Origin of the sequence: Bernardetia sp. (assembly GCF_020630935.1) — a bacterium.
Classification (GTDB): Bacteria; Bacteroidota; Bacteroidia; order Cytophagales; family Bernardetiaceae; genus Bernardetia.
In genome coordinates this window covers 1-15,696 of the sequence record NZ_JAHDIG010000090.1, presented here as the reverse complement: position 1 = coordinate 15,696, position 15,696 = coordinate 1, and the positions used below count along the sequence as shown (strand labels likewise).

Sequence of the window (15,696 nt, the reverse complement as noted above, 5' to 3'; positions counted from 1 at the left end):
TCCCTAACAAAACAAAACGCCTTTGCAATCATCTTGCAAAGGCGTTTTTGTTTTTTTTATGCTTAAATTATGAGCTTGCTTGAATTTACCATTTGTAGCTCAAAGAAATAATTTTAAATAGGCTCTCTAAATAAGGGAGTAATTATTTAAACTTTACAGAGTTACCAACATCTATTTTTTTATCATTATTCATCAATTCTAAAAGAGGAATATTCATAGTAAGAGTTTTTCCGTCTTCTGAAACAGTTGTGTTCTTCTTATTAGAGTATGACTTTACTTTATTCGGAACATGAACAATATATGTATAGTTGGCATTACCAAAAAACATTTGCATCATCTGCTTTGCTTGAGCTTTTTCTTCTTCTGTTTGTTCGCTATCGCCATCTTTTTTACCTCCCATAAGTTCAGATAAATCTAAATCACTATTTCCCATGGCAAAAGAATTTGCCTTTGTAAATTCACCTTTCTTGAAAGAATAGAGTTTCTTCATTACTTTTACCTCACCTTCTTTTTCTTCTTTGGAAGCATTAATAGCTCGGTTGAGTGCATCTACATCTTCAAAGTCATACATGATTGAAAATTTTAGGTCTTCCTCTGATGAAGCTGTTTTTACATTTGAAATACCTTTTATTTGTGAGAGTCTTTCCTTAGTAGATTCCATTGTAGAATCCATTTTGTTTGTAGGCTTATTAGCATTTTTAGCTGAGTCACTCTGCATATTTAGAGCCATCTGAACCATTGGATTACTGCCCAAATCAAAAGTTTGAATAAAAGAACCAGAACCATCTTTTTTTATAGTTACCTCTTCTTTGATATCGAAGCAGCTAGTAAGTGAGAGAGATAAAATAGCTAAAATAGCTAAGACGTAAGTGTTTCTAAAAGTGATGTTCATTTAGTTTGAAGTAAAATTGATAAAATATAAAAACTTGTCTAACGCAAATATATGCTTTATGGTTCGCAATGTATATGCCAGTATCTCTAAAATAGTATGTTTTATAATGCTTCTTAGGAAAGTGTTTATTGATAGAAAATTGATTAAATCGTTTTGCTATTTTCATTTCCAAAGAGTTTTTTTTGATATTTGTGAGACAAGATGAAAAAGAAGAGATTTCTATTTAAGTTCTCCATCAAAAAGAAAAATTGTTTATGCCAAAAAAGCCAGAAGAAATTTTAAAAGATTTGAGAGCAGGTAAGTTTTCTCCCTTTTATTTTTTGATGGGAGATGAATCTTTCTATATAGACCAAATTGCAGATTACATTGAAGAAAATGCACTTGAACAATCTGAAAGAAGTTTTAACCAAACGGTTTTGTATGGAAAAGATGTGCAAATGAAAGACATCTTAGCTAGAGCAAAGCAGTTTCCTGTGATGGCAATGCGACAAGTTGTGATAGTTAAGGAAGCACAAGAAATTGCTGATTTTGGAAAAGAAGCAGCCAAAACACAACTTCAAAACTATGCTGAAAATGCCGTTCCTACTACCGTTTTAGTTTTTTTATACAAACACAAAAAACTAGCACTCAATACAAAACTAGCCAAAGCAATAGATAAGCATGCTATTTTGGTAGAATCAAAATCGCTGTATGAAAATCAAATTCCTGCTTGGATTGGAAATTATCTGCAGCAAAAAAAATATAGAATTACGCCAGATGCGACAGCTTGGCTTACAGAAAACGTAGGGCTAGAACTCTCAAGGCTTTCAAATGAGTTAGATAAATTATTATTAAATTTTGGAAAAACAGATGCTTCTTCGCAACCCTCACAAATCACGACCGAACTTGTAAAAAAATATATCGGTACGACAAAAGAATACAACGTTTTTGATTTGCAGAGAGCTATTGCACAACGAAATGGACTCAAAACGCACAAAATAATCAATACTTTTGCAGCCAACCCAAAAGACCATCCTGTTATTCCAATTATTTCATCACTCTTTGGGTATTTTTGTAAACTAATCTTGCTGCATAAGCATAAAGAAAAAAGCAACAACGAACTTGCTGGAATATTAAAAGTAAGTCCATATTTTGTGAAAGATTACAGAGAAGCTGTCAAAAAATATAACATTCCTAAAGTTCTTTTCGTATTAAATGCCCTTCGGATAGCTGATGCACAGTCTAAGGGAATAAACAGTAGTGCAAAAGATGGCGAAATTCTTAGAGAACTTGCTGTCAGAATCTTAGGCTAAAAAAATAAAACTCATACAACGTAAAACTCAAATTACCTTGAATCAACTCTCAAAAAGCCGTAGTCCTTATTTACTTCAACATGCTCAAAATCCTGTGCATTGGCAAATGTGGAATAGTGAAGTGTTGGAAAAAGCCAAAGAAGAAGATAAGCCTATTTTAGTTAGTATTGGTTATTCGGCGTGTCATTGGTGTCATGTAATGGAACATGAAAGTTTTGAAAATGAAGCCATTGCAAAGCTGATGAATGAGTATTTTGTTTGTATAAAAGTAGATAGAGAAGAACGCCCTGATGTTGATGCAATTTATATGGAAGCTGTGCAGATGATGGGAGTTTCGGGAGGTTGGCCACTCAATGTTTTTCTAACTTCTGAAGCCAAGCCATTTTGGGGAGGAACATATTTTCCACCCAATCAGTGGGCAGATATTGTAACACAGATTGGAAAAGCCTATCAAATCAAGAGAGATGAAGTAGAAGAATCTGCTAAAAAAGTAACTAAAGTCTTGTCTATTTCTGCCTTAGAGAGATATAATCTGAAAGATGTTTCTGATTTTGATGACTCTATTTTAGAAAAAGCCTTTGAGAAGTTTGAAAAACATTTTGATACAGAATTCGGAGGAGTGGGACAAGCTCCAAAGTTTCCAATGCCTTCCTACTACTTATTTTTACTCCGATACTATGATTATTTGAACAGACAAGACAAAGAAAATAAAGAAATAACAAATCCTATAAAAGAAAAAATACTCCATCAAGTCTATCTCACACTTGCCAAGATGGAACAAGGTGGGATGTACGACCAAATAGGAGGAGGATTTGCTCGTTATTCTGTCGATAAAGAATGGTTTGCGCCTCATTTTGAAAAAATGCTCTACGACAATGCACAACTGTTATCACTTTATGCAGAAGCCTATACTCTCACAGAAAATAAAAATCAGAAAGAAGTTTATAAACAGGTGATAAAACAAACCACTGACTTTTTGTTGAGAGAACTTCAAGACCAAAACGGAGGTTTTTACTCAGCATTAGATGCAGATAGTGAAGGAAAAGAAGGTAAATTTTATACGTGGACAACTGACGAAATAGAACATATTTTCACTAACCACATTTTTGAAAACTCTACTAGCCAAGAAGAAGACCTACAATTATTTAAAAAATATTATTCCATAACCTCAAAAGGAAATTGGGAGAGTCCACACGCTACAGAAGGCGCAAATATTTTGTATAGGAAAGACACAGATGAAGAGTTTGCAAAACAGAATGATATTGATTTAAGTATTTTGAAAAGCAAAGTGAATGAATGGCAAAGTCATTTTCTTAAAGAAAGAGAAAAGAGAGTTCGTCCGTCTTTAGATGATAAAATTCTGACTTCTTGGAATGCTCTTTTGATAAAAGGTTTTTGTAATGCTTATTCTTCATTAAACGATGAAAAATATTTGAGTTTGGCTTTGCAAGTTGCAGAGTTTATAGAAAATAAACTTTTTGACAAAGAAGATAGAAATAAACTTTATCACACTTTTAAAGATGAAACTGCTGAAATTGATGCCTTTTTAGAAGATTATGCTTTGCTGATAGAAGCCTATATTTCACTTTATCAAGTTTGTTTTGATGAAAAATGGATAGGCAGAGCTGATGAACTTACTAAGTTTGCTCTCACAAATTTTTACGATAAGGAAGAACAGCTATTTTATTTTACCAATCAGAATTACGGAGAAAAATTAGTAGCGCAAAAGAAAGAAATTTTTGATAATGTAATTTCATCTTCCAATTCTGTAATGGCTACCAATCTATATTTTTTAGGAATAATTTTAGAAAACAATCAATACAAAGAAACAAGTAAATCAATGCTTTCGAAGGTAGCTTCTTTGATTGCAACCGAACCTCGCCATGTTTCGAACTGGGCATCGCTTTTTACCTATTTTTTAACGCCAACGCCAGAAATTGTTGTGGTAGGTAAAGAGTATAAGAAGGTAGTTCAAGAAATTTCTACGTATTATATTCCAAATAAAATTGTTGCAGCTACAGAAAGCGAAGAGAATGGAGAAAATTCATTATTGCCCCTTTTAGAGATGCGTCCAGCTATAAATAACGAAACGACTATTTATGTCTGTAAAAATAGAATGTGTCAGTTGCCTGTAAATAGTGTAGAAGAGGCTTTGAAACAGATGTGATTTGAAAATTAGCAATTTTGGTCATCTTCTTTCCCAAAAGAAAAAAGTAGATTTGAATAATTATTTATCTAGTTACTTAAATCTACTTTTTTATGGAAAATATTAATCTGTATTATATCACTATTGTAGGATTTTTAAGTTTGATTGCTTTTTCTATGCTCTTGATTTTGAGAGGTTTAAAGCTGACATTAAAGAGGACAGAGTTTTCAAATCAAAAACAAAACAAGATATTTTTTCAAGGAGTTTTTGTAGTTTTATTTTGGCTTGGTTTGACTGGAATTTTATCAGCTTTTGGAGTGCTGGAAATGAACGAACAAAAACCTGTTATTCCTCCTCCTTTACTCGTTTTAGTCAATATTCCTTTGATAGTTTTACTTTTTTTTATCAATTTGAGTAAGACGGTTAAAGAAATTATCAAAGTAATTCCTTCGCACTGGTTAGTGTATTTTCAGAGTTTTCGAATTGTTGTAGAGATTTTGTTATGGCTTTTATTTGTTCAAAACCTATTGCCTATTCAGATGACTTTTGAAGGCAAGAACTTTGATATTTTGGTAGGCATTTTGGCAATTCCAGCAGGCTATTTTGTTGCAAAACAAACTTCAATAAAAGCAAAAAAGAAGTTATTGATAGCTTGGAATATTTTCGGTTTGTGTGTTTTGGCTATTATCGTCTCTATTGCTGTACTTTCTGCGCCTCTGCCGATTCGCTATTTTATGAATGAGCCAAGTTCCAAAGTTGTTTCTACGTTTCCTTTTGTTTGGTTACCAACTGTATTAGTTGTAATTGCGTATAGCCTACACATTTTGTCTTTAAAACAGGCTTTTCTAATTAAAGAAAAATCATAGAAAAGTTGTAGGAATTTGGTCGTCTGTACGTTCGTTGTACCAAGAAATAGACTGAATGAGCCAGTTTCCTTTCGCACAAATGAGCTGGATGCTATTGATTCCTCTTGTGGTAGGTTCGCCATCTAATTCAATTTTGTTGGCAAAAACACTAAAGCGCTGTGCTATCTTTCCAAAAATCTGGGTGCGATGAGAAACTTCTTCTGTGAAAATTTGAGGAATGCTGTGTTCTTTTATCTGATTATCTAAAACCTGTGCAAAAGTACGAACATCTAAAAACATAGGTGCATCTAAGTTAGCATTTATAAACTGTGCGCTACTTGTAAAACAGTCGTGAAAGTTTGTCCAGTTAGGTTCTGTTCCTTCTGAAAACGACATACTCTTATACAACGTTTCTACTCGTTTCTGAATAGCTTCTTCTTTGCTTTTGTAGAGTGAGGAGAACGTACTGCCGTGTTTTTTATCAGTATCTTGTTCGAAGTCTGCCATAGTCTAATTGTATTATTTTCAAAAGGACGATAAATAGTCTGTAAAACTACTATAAAATTTGTTTTGTTTATAGCCTTTTAATATTTTTTTTGTAGCAGGTTCAGAAAAATAACCCTAACTTTTTTGTTTTATTCAAACAATTATCTTGTCAATGTAATTTATGATGTATCTGAAGTTAGAGTACTGGACAGGATATAAAAAGTTGTTGGTATTGCTACACTAAAACACTAATGAACGTTATTTTTTCTCTGTTCTGTGAGCCAAACAACAGCAAACATCTATTGATGTAGAGTATTTTAATCTGAAATTTATTTTGACTCAACATGGTTATTTAAAAATTGTTTAAGACCTGAAAGTTAGCGAAGCTAATGTAGTTTATACAATTGTCGCTACTGACCTATTGGTCTGACCTTGGTCTATTAGGTCAGTCTTGTTAGAGCAGACCGTAAATAATTTGTTTTTTCGATTCTTAAACAATGTCTTAGTTTTGTTATAGGTTATGAAAATCAAAATTATTGATAGAAAACATTATTTTATCTCTGTAGATAAGGTAAAAAACCGTGTCTATTATTTTCTGACCACAGAAAAATGGGAACTAGAAGATGCAGATACATTGTTGTCGGATTGGAAAGAAGTTCTCACACATGTTTTAGATAACTTTACCATTTTATCAGATATTCGTAATTTGATGATTCAATCTCGTAAGTTGGAAGCAAAGCATGAAGAAGCGCAAAAATATGTCGCTGAAAATGGATTGTTAAAATTAGCAAGAGTGCTTTCTAAAGATGATATTGTAAACTTACAATTTTCAAGAATAACACAGCGTTCTGAAATTCCCAATGATGTATTTGATAACTCGGAAGATGCTGAAAAATATTTAGACCAGATAGTGCAGTCTTTCCAAACAAAATAAACTAACCTATAAATAACAGATGAAGCCAGAATATTTTATACCTACAAATATTCAAGATTATATAGAAGAATGCTTGCAACAGCTAGAATCTGAAAAAAATATTAAGATTTTATATGCTTGTGAGAGTGGTAGCCGTGCGTGGGGATTTGGTTCGCCAGATAGCGATTATGATGTTCGTTTTCTGTTTGTTCACGACAAAGAAAAGTATGTATCTATTCATTCTCCTTTAGATTCGATAGATAGATTTTTTGAAAATGATGTTGATGTTTCAGCTTGGGATATTCGTAAGGCATTAGGATTACTGAAAAAGTCAAATGCAACACCTTTTGAGTGGTTGCAATCACCTATCATCTATCGCCAAAATGAAGAGTTTAGAAATCAGTTGTGGGAACTATCAAAACTTTATTTTTCTCCAAAAACACTTATTTTTCATTATCTCGGCATCGCAAAAGGAATGCTCTCAAAGATAGAAGACCATCAGATTTCTATCAAAAAATATTTCTACGTGCTACGTCCTGTGTTGGCTGCATATTATATCAAAACTAGAAATCAGCCTGCGCCCACAGAATTTAGATTTTTAGTGGAAAATTTAGTACAAGTAGAAAACAGTACCAAAAACAAGGAAGTAAAAGAAGCCATTGAAGAACTTTGGAAGCAGAAAATAATAGCTAAAGAAGGCGAAAAAATAAAAATTCCTACTTTTATCCACTCCTTTATTACAGAACAAATTTCTGAATGTGGAGCATATGCAAGTAACTTAAAACGTAAAGAAGAAGAGAACGAACCTCTGAATGAGTTTTTCAGAAGTTTGTTATAGACTTTAATCTTCTGTTTTGTCTGGAGGAGTTTTTTTCTGTGGTAATTTGATTTTGATAGGCTTGACTGTTTTAGGTTTTTCTTGATTCGAATTTTTAGAAGTAATTTTTTTAATCTTGATAGGTTTCTTTATTGCCTCCTTACTTTCTGCGTTTTCATTTGTTTTAGGGGTAGGTAGTTTTATTTTGATAGGTTTTTTTTGAGCTGTATCTTCTTTAGTTTTAGGAACTATTTTTTTAATCTTGATAGGTTTCTTTATTGTCTCCTTACTTTCTGTGTTTTCATTTGTTTTAGGAGTAGGTAGTTTTATTTTGATAGGTTTTTTTATTGCCTCCTTACTTTCTGCGTTTTCGTTTGTTTTAGGGGTAGGTAGTTTTATTTTGATAGGTTTTTTTTGAGTTGTATCTTCTTTAGCTTTAGGAACTCCTTTTTTTATTTTGATAACAGGTTTTATCTTAACGATAGGTTTTTTATCTGTTTTTGTAGTATCTACTTCTTTCGAACTGATAGGTTTTTTTATTTTTGGCAAAGTAGCAGTTTTTTCAACCGTTTTTTTAGTGGCTTTTTCAGCTTGAAAATCATCCCACTCTTTTTGTTTTTCTTTGGCTTCTTCTTCTGTTAGATTGCCAAATTTATAGTTCATGTTAGCAATATCAGTTTCACTAAAATCAAATTCTTTTGTCATGGTAAGGCATTCGGTCGGACAAACCACTGTACAAAGTCCACAGAAGCAACATTTTGCCATATCAATATCAAACTTGGCAGCATAAAAACGAATGGGTGAGCCATCAGAAGCTCTACCTACTTGTTCTGTTCCACGAATTGCATCAATTTCAATGCAGTTTACAGGACAGACCTCCAAACATTTGTTACAGACAATACAATCTTCTATTTCATTATGAAGTTTGTAGCGTCCATTATCAGGAATAGGCATCATCTCGTGTGGATAACGATTTGTAACTACTCCAAAATTAGAAATATCATCTTTATCAAAAGACTGATTTTGAGCTGCATTTGCACTTCCACTATTATTTTTTTCCGTTTTGGCAAGGCTTCGTATAGATTTTTGAAAGTGTTCCCACGTTAAGCCCAATCCTTTTTTTGTAGTTTGGGTAGCCTCTTTTAAATCTTTCCAATAAGTATTTTTATTTTTATCGTCCATATCTATATAATACAAGTTTCTTAATCTGTCGCTTATTCAACTGCTCTCTGTTTTCTAAGTTTACGATTTTTGAAAAATTTATATCCCCACCATAAGAGAGGCAAACTCCAAATTATAATAACTATTATGGGCACATAAGACTCTTCTTTCTTTCCAATAGAAGGAATAAGAGCAAATATTACTAGCAGTATCGTCCACCAAAATAAGAAGTTTGCTCTTAAATTAATTTTATCTTTTTGTTTGAAAGCGACAAAGATGGTGTAAAAATAAAATAATGGAACATAAATAAACAAGCCAATGACTGCACTACGAAAAATAATATTTTCTCCAGTATTATATTCATCAATAACAAGCCCAATAAACAATAAAAATAGCAATATAAGAGCAGGAATATAACCTTTCATAGTTGTCAGACTGTAAGGAGATTTTTGGAATTTATACAGTACATACTGCCCTGCAAGAGTACGTAAAAAATAACTAGATGGTAGTATAAGAAGTAAAAATAACAAAGTTAAATCATCTGTCAGAGATAGTTTTGTAATAGAAAGTCCGATAAAAAGCAATACTGTAGAAATTGCTATACCTATCCAATCTGCAAAATAGTTGAAGTTGCGTTCAGAAAATTCTTTTGCAGCTTTCTCTATTGCAAACCACGTGATACCTACTGTTAGCCATATAAAGATATTTACACCTCCAAAAAAGTTGTTAAGTGTGCTGAGTGTTCCTTCAACTCTGTTGATATAATGGAAAAGTGAAGCTGTGCCAATAACTAACAACCCTCCTGAGGCTAAGAACAATGTGCCATTAAAATAAAGCAGTCTATTCACATCTTTTATCCCAAAAATAATCCCTGCAATAGATAAAGAAAGTCCAGAGGCAAAAGCCACAGGAACAACATAGTTTTCATCCATTATCAGAATAACCCAGCCTGTACCCACAAAAAGCCCTACCACTAAGTAGAGAAGTATTTTAAAATATCTTTGACTTAGAAACAGCATATTAAAATAATTGAGAACCAAAATGCTTAAAAGAAAAACAGTCATAAACAAAACTCCTTTAGCTACAAGGTTAGCAAGTTGGGAGGGTACTTTTCTATAATCGTCTATATTGGCTATTTGGTATTCTATTTTTTCTTCTGGAGACAAGGCTGGAATTTGCTCAAAAACCTCTTTGAGTGTATTAGGAGTTGCAAAAATGTAACTTATTTCTCCATCATGAACTGCAATTTTATCTTTTCCTAGACTTGAAAAGTAAACACTTTCTGGAAAATTGTAGATGGCAATAAGACTATCTGGCTGATTTTTCTTTGTTAATTTCCATGCTTTTTCTTTATCTTCTTGAATTAGAGTATAGTTTCCTACTTCAAAATGGATTTCATGTTCTCTAAAATAACCTTTTGTATAAGCCGTTTTCTCTCCGATAATTTTTTCCCATTGGGCTAATGTTTTTTGGTAGAGTTGGTTTTGGTTGTCCCATACAATTTGTTTATCATCGTGATCACTTAACAAGTTGCCTACTGTATCAAAAACACTAATGTAAGTAGGATACTTACTAGTGTAAATCTCACTTCTTGCTACTACAATTCTTAATTGATTTTCTAAATCAGCAAAGAAGATTTTTGAAGAATGATTTGCTAAAACATCGGTTTTAAATTGTCTTATTGGTCTTGCTTCTTCATCATAAAGCGTAATTTTTCCATTGTCTGAATGAGTAACAATATATTTTCCATCATCAGAAATATCTATAAAGGGAATTTCTTTCAAAGAAGAACCATAATTTCCTCTTAAGCTATTATATTTTTTTGAATACTCTTCTACATGGGTTTTGAAGAGTTGTTTTTGATTATTAAACTCTTGTTTGTCTGCAAAAGCTGTAATAGCTTCGCCTTTCTTATCAAACAAATACAAATAATCTCCTACTACGACAAAACGAAATTGGTTTTCAGAACTTACCACAGTATGAATATATTCGTCTATTTCTAGTTGGGTAAAAATATTTGACTGTTTGTTGGGCAGTAGTTTGGTTTCTTCAATATTGGTGTAAAAATTTTTGATAGAAGAGAGTGATAACTCTTTTTCTGATTGGTAGGCTGCTTTTGAAAGTTGTAAAGCTCGGTCTGGAAAAAGTCTTAAAAGTTCTTTTGATTCAAAAATCAAATTTTTGACAGCAAGTTCTTTTTGGTGTTGATAAGATTTATACCACTGCGAACCTGCCAAAACAGCCACAGCCAAAATAATAGCAATGGCAGCAATGAAAATTTGTTTGTTTCGCTCAATAGCTAGATTTACTTTATTCTGTTTTTTCAAACTAGCTTTTAAAAACTCTTCTTGAAGTTCTGTAACGAGAGGGATTTTTTTATTTTCTTTTGCTTGTTCTAACCATTTATTGGCTAAGGTAAGTTCGTTGCCACGCAACAAAAAATCTTCATTTTTCTCAAACTCTTCCCACTCCATTGCTTCTTTTTGCCACTTGGTATGTGCCTGTACGTGTTCTCTATCTGTATCTAGGGTACGCAACATTTCAGCAAACTGCTTCTCAAATTTGGTGTGGTTTGCTCTAAAATCTATCCATTGAACAGCAGCGAGTGCAGTAGGTTGGTCTGTTGGGTTTATCTCTCTGTAAAGTAAGGTAATGAATCGCTTACCTAATTTTTGGGCATATTCTACTTCATCTGCACAATAAGGCGACAAAATAGACTCTGGCGAAAGAATAAAAACAATATTGTCAGCATTTTCAATGCCTTGATAGATTTCTTTCTGAAAATCTGCTCCAGAAGCAATACTTTCTTGGTCGAACCACGTTGTTTTTCCTGCAATTTGTAGGTTCTCATTTATTTTTCTAGCAATGTCGCCATCTGTTCTAGAGTAAGAAATGAAAACATCTATTTGTTCGGAAACGCTTTTAGATTCGCTTTCTTTTATGAAATCTTCATGAATTTGTAGAGGCTGGTTGTTTTCTCTTTTCTGTCCTATTTTTAGCCAAATTTTAGCTTGGTCTAAGTTGTGTCCACGCAGTAGCATAGACGGATTTTTGTCTTGTCGTTCCCATTTTAAAGCTTGGGTAAGCAAGATTTTATGACGCTGAATGTACTCCTTATCTTTGTCTAAAATTTCTAAAAGCTCATCAATATCTTTTTCAAAGTCTGTTTTTTCATTTTTAGAAAGCGAAATATCTTCTCTATTGTCTGTAAAATCTATATATTGAAGGTCTTTTAAAACTTCTGGAAATTCTGATTCATCTATTTTTTCCAAACGCAACGGAATAACTCTCTTTTGCAAGGAAATAGCATATTCCAACTCATCCATACAATATTCTGATTCTAACGATTTCCTAGTAATAAGAAAAATCAGATTATCTGCTCCTTCTACGCCTTTTCTGATAGCTTTATGAAAATCTACACCCGAACTGAGGTCGGTTACGTGTGTCCAAGAAGTATAACCATAAAGAGAAAGTGTATAAATTACTAGCTCTCTTGTAATGGTGTTTTCAGGATTTTCTTCTTCTGCAGAAGCAATAAAAACATCTGTTTGAAGATTATTAGCATTTTTTTTAGCTTCTGCAATAAAGCGAGCGTGCAAATCAGAAGGAAAACAAGGAGGTTGTTTTTTATCGAAGCGAGTAAAGAGCCATTCTTCAGCATGTTTTCTTTCGTTGGCAACCAAAAGGTGCATTGAATTGTGATGATTTCGTTCCCACTCAATTGCTCTTAAAAGAATTTCAGTATGTTTTTGCACATATTCTTTTTCGTCTTCCAACAAAGACAAAACTCCTTTGAAGCCTTCGTCAAAATCATCTATTGTTTCATAATCGCTTTGTTCTTTATCTTCTTCCCACTGTTGGCGCATATACACCCAGTTTATTTTTCCAATAGCAGGGTGCATCATATCCCAAACTTCCTTGGTAGTAGGTTCGATTTGAAGAATAGGGATAATTCTTTTCCCACGCTTGAGAGCCAATTCGATTTCCTTTCTACAATATGGCGATTTTACAGCGTGTGGAGCAATAATAAAAATAAAATTATGAGCCGTTTCGATGCCTTCATCTATTTGGTGCTGAAAGTCTACACCTAATGGAATATCATTTTGGTCGAACCAAACTTTATAGCCTTTCTGTGTTAATTGCTCACATAATTTGGTTGCAAAAGCCTTTGATTCGGCTCTTCCATAGGAAATAAAGACATCTTTATAACGAGTATTTAGATTGTCTTCCAGTTTTTCTAGCGTGGTAGTTGTGTCGCTCATAAGTAGAATTTATTTTTTTTGAAAATAAACACTTTTGAGGAATGAAACAAGAAGAAAAAATGCTGTTTGTCGAAAAGTATCCTGCTTCCACCTTTGTTAGTCTTTTGTTTTTGCTTTGTCGTAATAGCAATCAAAAAAATATAAATGAACAGAGAAATAAAACAGATTAAATTTTAGTAGTTTTAATAGTAGTGTTTTTTGTTGGGAGAGTTTCGTTAGAACGCCAACAAAGGTGTAGTTTTTGTAAAATTTCAATATTTGTAGCTATATTTAGAACTGTAAAGTACAAAGGGCTGGAAGCCTAAATACATATTACTCACTCGCAGAATGCGAGCGAGAGCAGGGGCCTTGTATCGATAAAAACGGTAATAGGAATACTTATATTTTTGAAGGAGATAGCATTCGTATTCCTAATGGACAATAAAAACTAAATGAAAACACTAAAAACTATATTATCGCATCTTATATATTACACAATATTTGTATTGTTGGGGGTATGTGTAATTCTATTCATTTACAAAATAAATTATGAAGATGCTGATAGCAAATTAAATTACCTACGTTTACAGGGGAAGTACACAATAGGCAATGTTATAATGTCAAATAAACATAATGAAAAAGAAAATACTTTTCTATATGACTACGAATACTATGTAAGAGGAAAAAGATATACAAACACAAATGCTAGTATAAATGCTTTATTAATCAAAGAAAATGAAAAATATTTAGTAATTTTTTCTCAATTTGACCCTAGTACATCTTTATGTTTATTACATAAACCAATTAGAAATTTGAATGACAAAAGCCTGTATTCAGATGTTGATACAACAGATCTTAATTTAATAGTTATCTTGTTAGGAGAATATTATGTATTGTATATAGTTATATTTTACTGTTTGGGTTTTGTAATTAATATGATGATTAAGCTTTTACATGTATATCTTGGCAATGCTAAACTTTAGAGCCTCCCAGCTCCTTCTCGGCTATCGAAAAATGAATAAGAAATAGTGGCTGTCGCTCGTTTCTAAACGAGTGACGGCTATGTATTCGGCATCTTGCCGTGCCTTTTGTATTTGCTTTAGCTATGTTAAGAATTTCGGTTTATAATTAGAATAACGAACTACAGAAGGCTAGAAGCCTAAATACACATTCCTCAGTTGCAAAATGCGAGCGAGAGCTAGTAAACTCAACTCCAATGCAATCTACGACTTATGACACCATACACCATTTTTATAAAACATTCAATCTAACAAGACCTAGAAGATAAGGCTTATGAAAGTACATTTCAAAATAATTCAAATACTTTTATTTTTATTTTTTACTCATAACTGTTTTAGCCAATTCATTTTTTATGAATTTAAGTTTCCAATAAGTTATGAAAAATATAGAGTGTTAAAAGATAGTGCTTTCGTACACAAACAAGTTTATATATTAGATAAAGTGGCGAAAGAGTATCGTACTTATGTAAAAGGAGATAGTACACTTTTAGTAGAGTCTGGTTGTGCTATACAAGTATTAAGCAACGTAGCCTATATAAAATATAGACACAAATCAGATAGTCTAAGAGAAGTTCTTGACCTTGTCCCTCTAAATATTATAGATAAAAAAATTTCTTACAATGAGTTCATAAATTATGTACAGGAGTACTTACCAAAAGCAAGAAATTTACGTAAAACGAGTCGTTCAGAACTTTACAACTGTATTCTTTTATCTAATATCATAGATAGGGAAATCTTTTTTGGTAAAAAAAAGATTCTCCCCCTATTGTATGATTATAAAAGTAGTTTTGATAGTACATTTAATATTCAATTTCAGAATCACGATTATCGTTTTACCTTTTCCAAAGTGATAGATAAAACTCTAATATTATATGCTAGAAAATGTAAAGAACTTGGGTATAAACCATATCATTACAGTAAAAAAGATATTGTACTAAATATTGTAGAAGATATAAAAGAGTTTTACCGAAGCTGTCCTCTTAAATACAAATTGTTAGTTATGGAAACTGAAATGAAACTTCATGGTGTTAAGATATATGCTGTATCTCGTCCTCTTTACTTTTTTCTTTTACAAATTGATGAAGTAGTATCTGATTGGTATTGATTTACCTGCTGCATCTCGGCTGCAAATAAATAAAAAATATCTCTAGCTCCCCTGCTGCATCTTGGCTGCCGAAGAATGAATGAAAAAATTAGCTCTAGCTCGCTTGGAAGCGAGTTAGGACTATGTATTCGGCATCCCTGCCGTGATTTTTGTATTTGCTTTAGCTATGTTAAGAATTTTGTCTTATATTTAGAATAACGAAATACAGAAGGCTAGAAGCCTAAATATATATTGCTCACTCGCAAAATGCGAGCGAGAGCTGGTAATTATACTTTTTAAGACACTACCAAAAATTTATGTAAATGAAAAATGATTTTCAGTTTTTAAGAAATCATATTGAACAAGTTTGTCCTCTTACAGAAGAGGAGTGGATATTTGTATCTAGTTATTTTTCTCTTAAAACACTCAAAAAACATCAATTTTTAATTCAAGAAAATCAATTTGTTGAAGAAGAGTATTTAATTGTTTCGGGATTGGTAAAATCTTATGAAATTGATGATAAAGGAAAGGAGCATATCATTCAGTTTGCTAGAGAAGGATATTGGGTAAGTGATTACTATGCCTATCAATTTCAAAAAAAATCTACTTTAAATATAGATTGCATAGAAGAAAGTACATTTTATTGTTTGTCATTAAAGAATAAGGATATTATTCGCAATCAAATTCATAAAATGGCGAATTTTTTTTATATAAAAGCTTCTAGAGGTTATACTTATCTACAACTACGAGTTTTGTCTTTAATGAAAGATTCTGTTGAATATCGTTATCAAAAACTTATC

Annotated in this window: 13 protein-coding genes; 9 read left to right on the top strand and 4 right to left on the bottom strand. The window is 32.3% G+C overall.

Annotated elements, in window-relative coordinates; all coding sequences use genetic code 11:
• Positions 1–142 precede the first annotated feature (142 nt).
• Complete coding sequence (locus QZ659_RS18425; RefSeq protein WP_291728158.1) at positions 143–892, bottom strand: hypothetical protein; 750 nt, start codon at positions 890–892, stop codon at positions 143–145.
• A gap of 254 nt (positions 893–1,146) precedes the next feature.
• On the opposite strand from QZ659_RS18425, the gene holA reads away from it, so the two are divergent.
• The 3 genes from holA to QZ659_RS18410 all read left to right on the top strand — a co-directional run bounded on the left by holA (position 1,147) and on the right by QZ659_RS18410 (position 5,196).
• Positions 1,147–2,184, top strand: a complete 1,038-nt coding sequence (gene holA / locus QZ659_RS18420) for a DNA polymerase III subunit delta (RefSeq protein ID WP_291728155.1) — start codon at positions 1,147–1,149, stop codon at positions 2,182–2,184.
• Between the two features lie 37 nt (positions 2,185–2,221).
• Positions 2,222–4,351, top strand: coding sequence for a thioredoxin domain-containing protein (locus QZ659_RS18415; RefSeq protein ID WP_291728152.1), 2,130 nt, complete (start codon positions 2,222–2,224; stop codon positions 4,349–4,351).
• A 92-nt stretch (positions 4,352–4,443) separates the two neighbouring features.
• Positions 4,444–5,196 (top strand): hypothetical protein, encoded by a 753-nt coding sequence (locus QZ659_RS18410; protein WP_291728150.1) that lies wholly within the window; start codon positions 4,444–4,446, stop codon positions 5,194–5,196.
• Here the strand turns inward: QZ659_RS18410 and QZ659_RS18405 are convergent.
• On the bottom strand, positions 5,191–5,682 hold the full coding sequence (locus QZ659_RS18405; protein ID WP_291728148.1) for a hypothetical protein: 492 nt from the start codon (positions 5,680–5,682) through the stop codon (positions 5,191–5,193). The two genes, QZ659_RS18410 and QZ659_RS18405, sit on opposite strands and share 6 nt — an antisense overlap.
• Before the next feature lie 499 nt (positions 5,683–6,181).
• Between QZ659_RS18405 and QZ659_RS18400 the strand changes: the two genes are divergently transcribed.
• Together QZ659_RS18400 and QZ659_RS18395 are read left to right on the top strand one after the other, a co-directional pair.
• On the top strand, positions 6,182–6,595 hold the full coding sequence (locus QZ659_RS18400) for a hypothetical protein (protein ID WP_291728146.1): 414 nt from the start codon (positions 6,182–6,184) through the stop codon (positions 6,593–6,595).
• 19 nt (positions 6,596–6,614) lie between these two features.
• Positions 6,615–7,412 carry a nucleotidyltransferase domain-containing protein gene (locus QZ659_RS18395; RefSeq protein ID WP_291728144.1) on the top strand — a complete coding sequence of 266 codons (798 nt, stop codon included), beginning with the start codon at positions 6,615–6,617 and terminating at the stop codon, positions 7,410–7,412.
• Positions 7,413–7,415: 3 nt separating this feature from the next.
• Here the strand turns inward: QZ659_RS18395 and QZ659_RS18390 are convergent, their stop codons facing one another.
• The gene (locus QZ659_RS18390; protein ID WP_291728141.1) at positions 7,416–8,573 is read right to left on the bottom strand and encodes a 4Fe-4S dicluster domain-containing protein; all 1,158 of its coding nucleotides are present in this window, start codon (positions 8,571–8,573) and stop codon (positions 7,416–7,418) included.
• Positions 8,574–8,605: 32 nt separating this feature from the next.
• Positions 8,606–12,814, bottom strand: coding sequence for a toll/interleukin-1 receptor domain-containing protein (locus QZ659_RS18385; RefSeq protein WP_291728139.1), 4,209 nt, complete (start codon positions 12,812–12,814; stop codon positions 8,606–8,608).
• A 41-nt stretch (positions 12,815–12,855) separates the two neighbouring features.
• Here QZ659_RS18385 and QZ659_RS18380 point away from each other — a divergent pair, with 41 nt between their 5' ends.
• From QZ659_RS18380 to QZ659_RS18365, 4 genes are all read left to right on the top strand, one after another.
• A complete protein-coding gene (locus QZ659_RS18380) occupies positions 12,856–12,984 on the top strand; it encodes a hypothetical protein (RefSeq protein ID WP_291728137.1) in 129 nt (42 codons plus the stop codon).
• 261 nt (positions 12,985–13,245) lie between these two features.
• Positions 13,246–13,776: a hypothetical protein gene (locus QZ659_RS18375; protein ID WP_291728135.1), complete on the top strand. Its 531-nt coding sequence runs from the start codon at positions 13,246–13,248 to the stop codon at positions 13,774–13,776.
• Positions 13,777–14,203: 427 nt separating this feature from the next.
• Positions 14,204–14,917, top strand: a complete 714-nt coding sequence (locus tag QZ659_RS18370) for a hypothetical protein (RefSeq protein WP_291728133.1) — start codon at positions 14,204–14,206, stop codon at positions 14,915–14,917.
• 302 nt (positions 14,918–15,219) lie between these two features.
• On the top strand, positions 15,220–15,696 hold a 477-nt coding region (locus QZ659_RS18365; RefSeq protein WP_291728132.1), incomplete at its 3' end, for a Crp/Fnr family transcriptional regulator.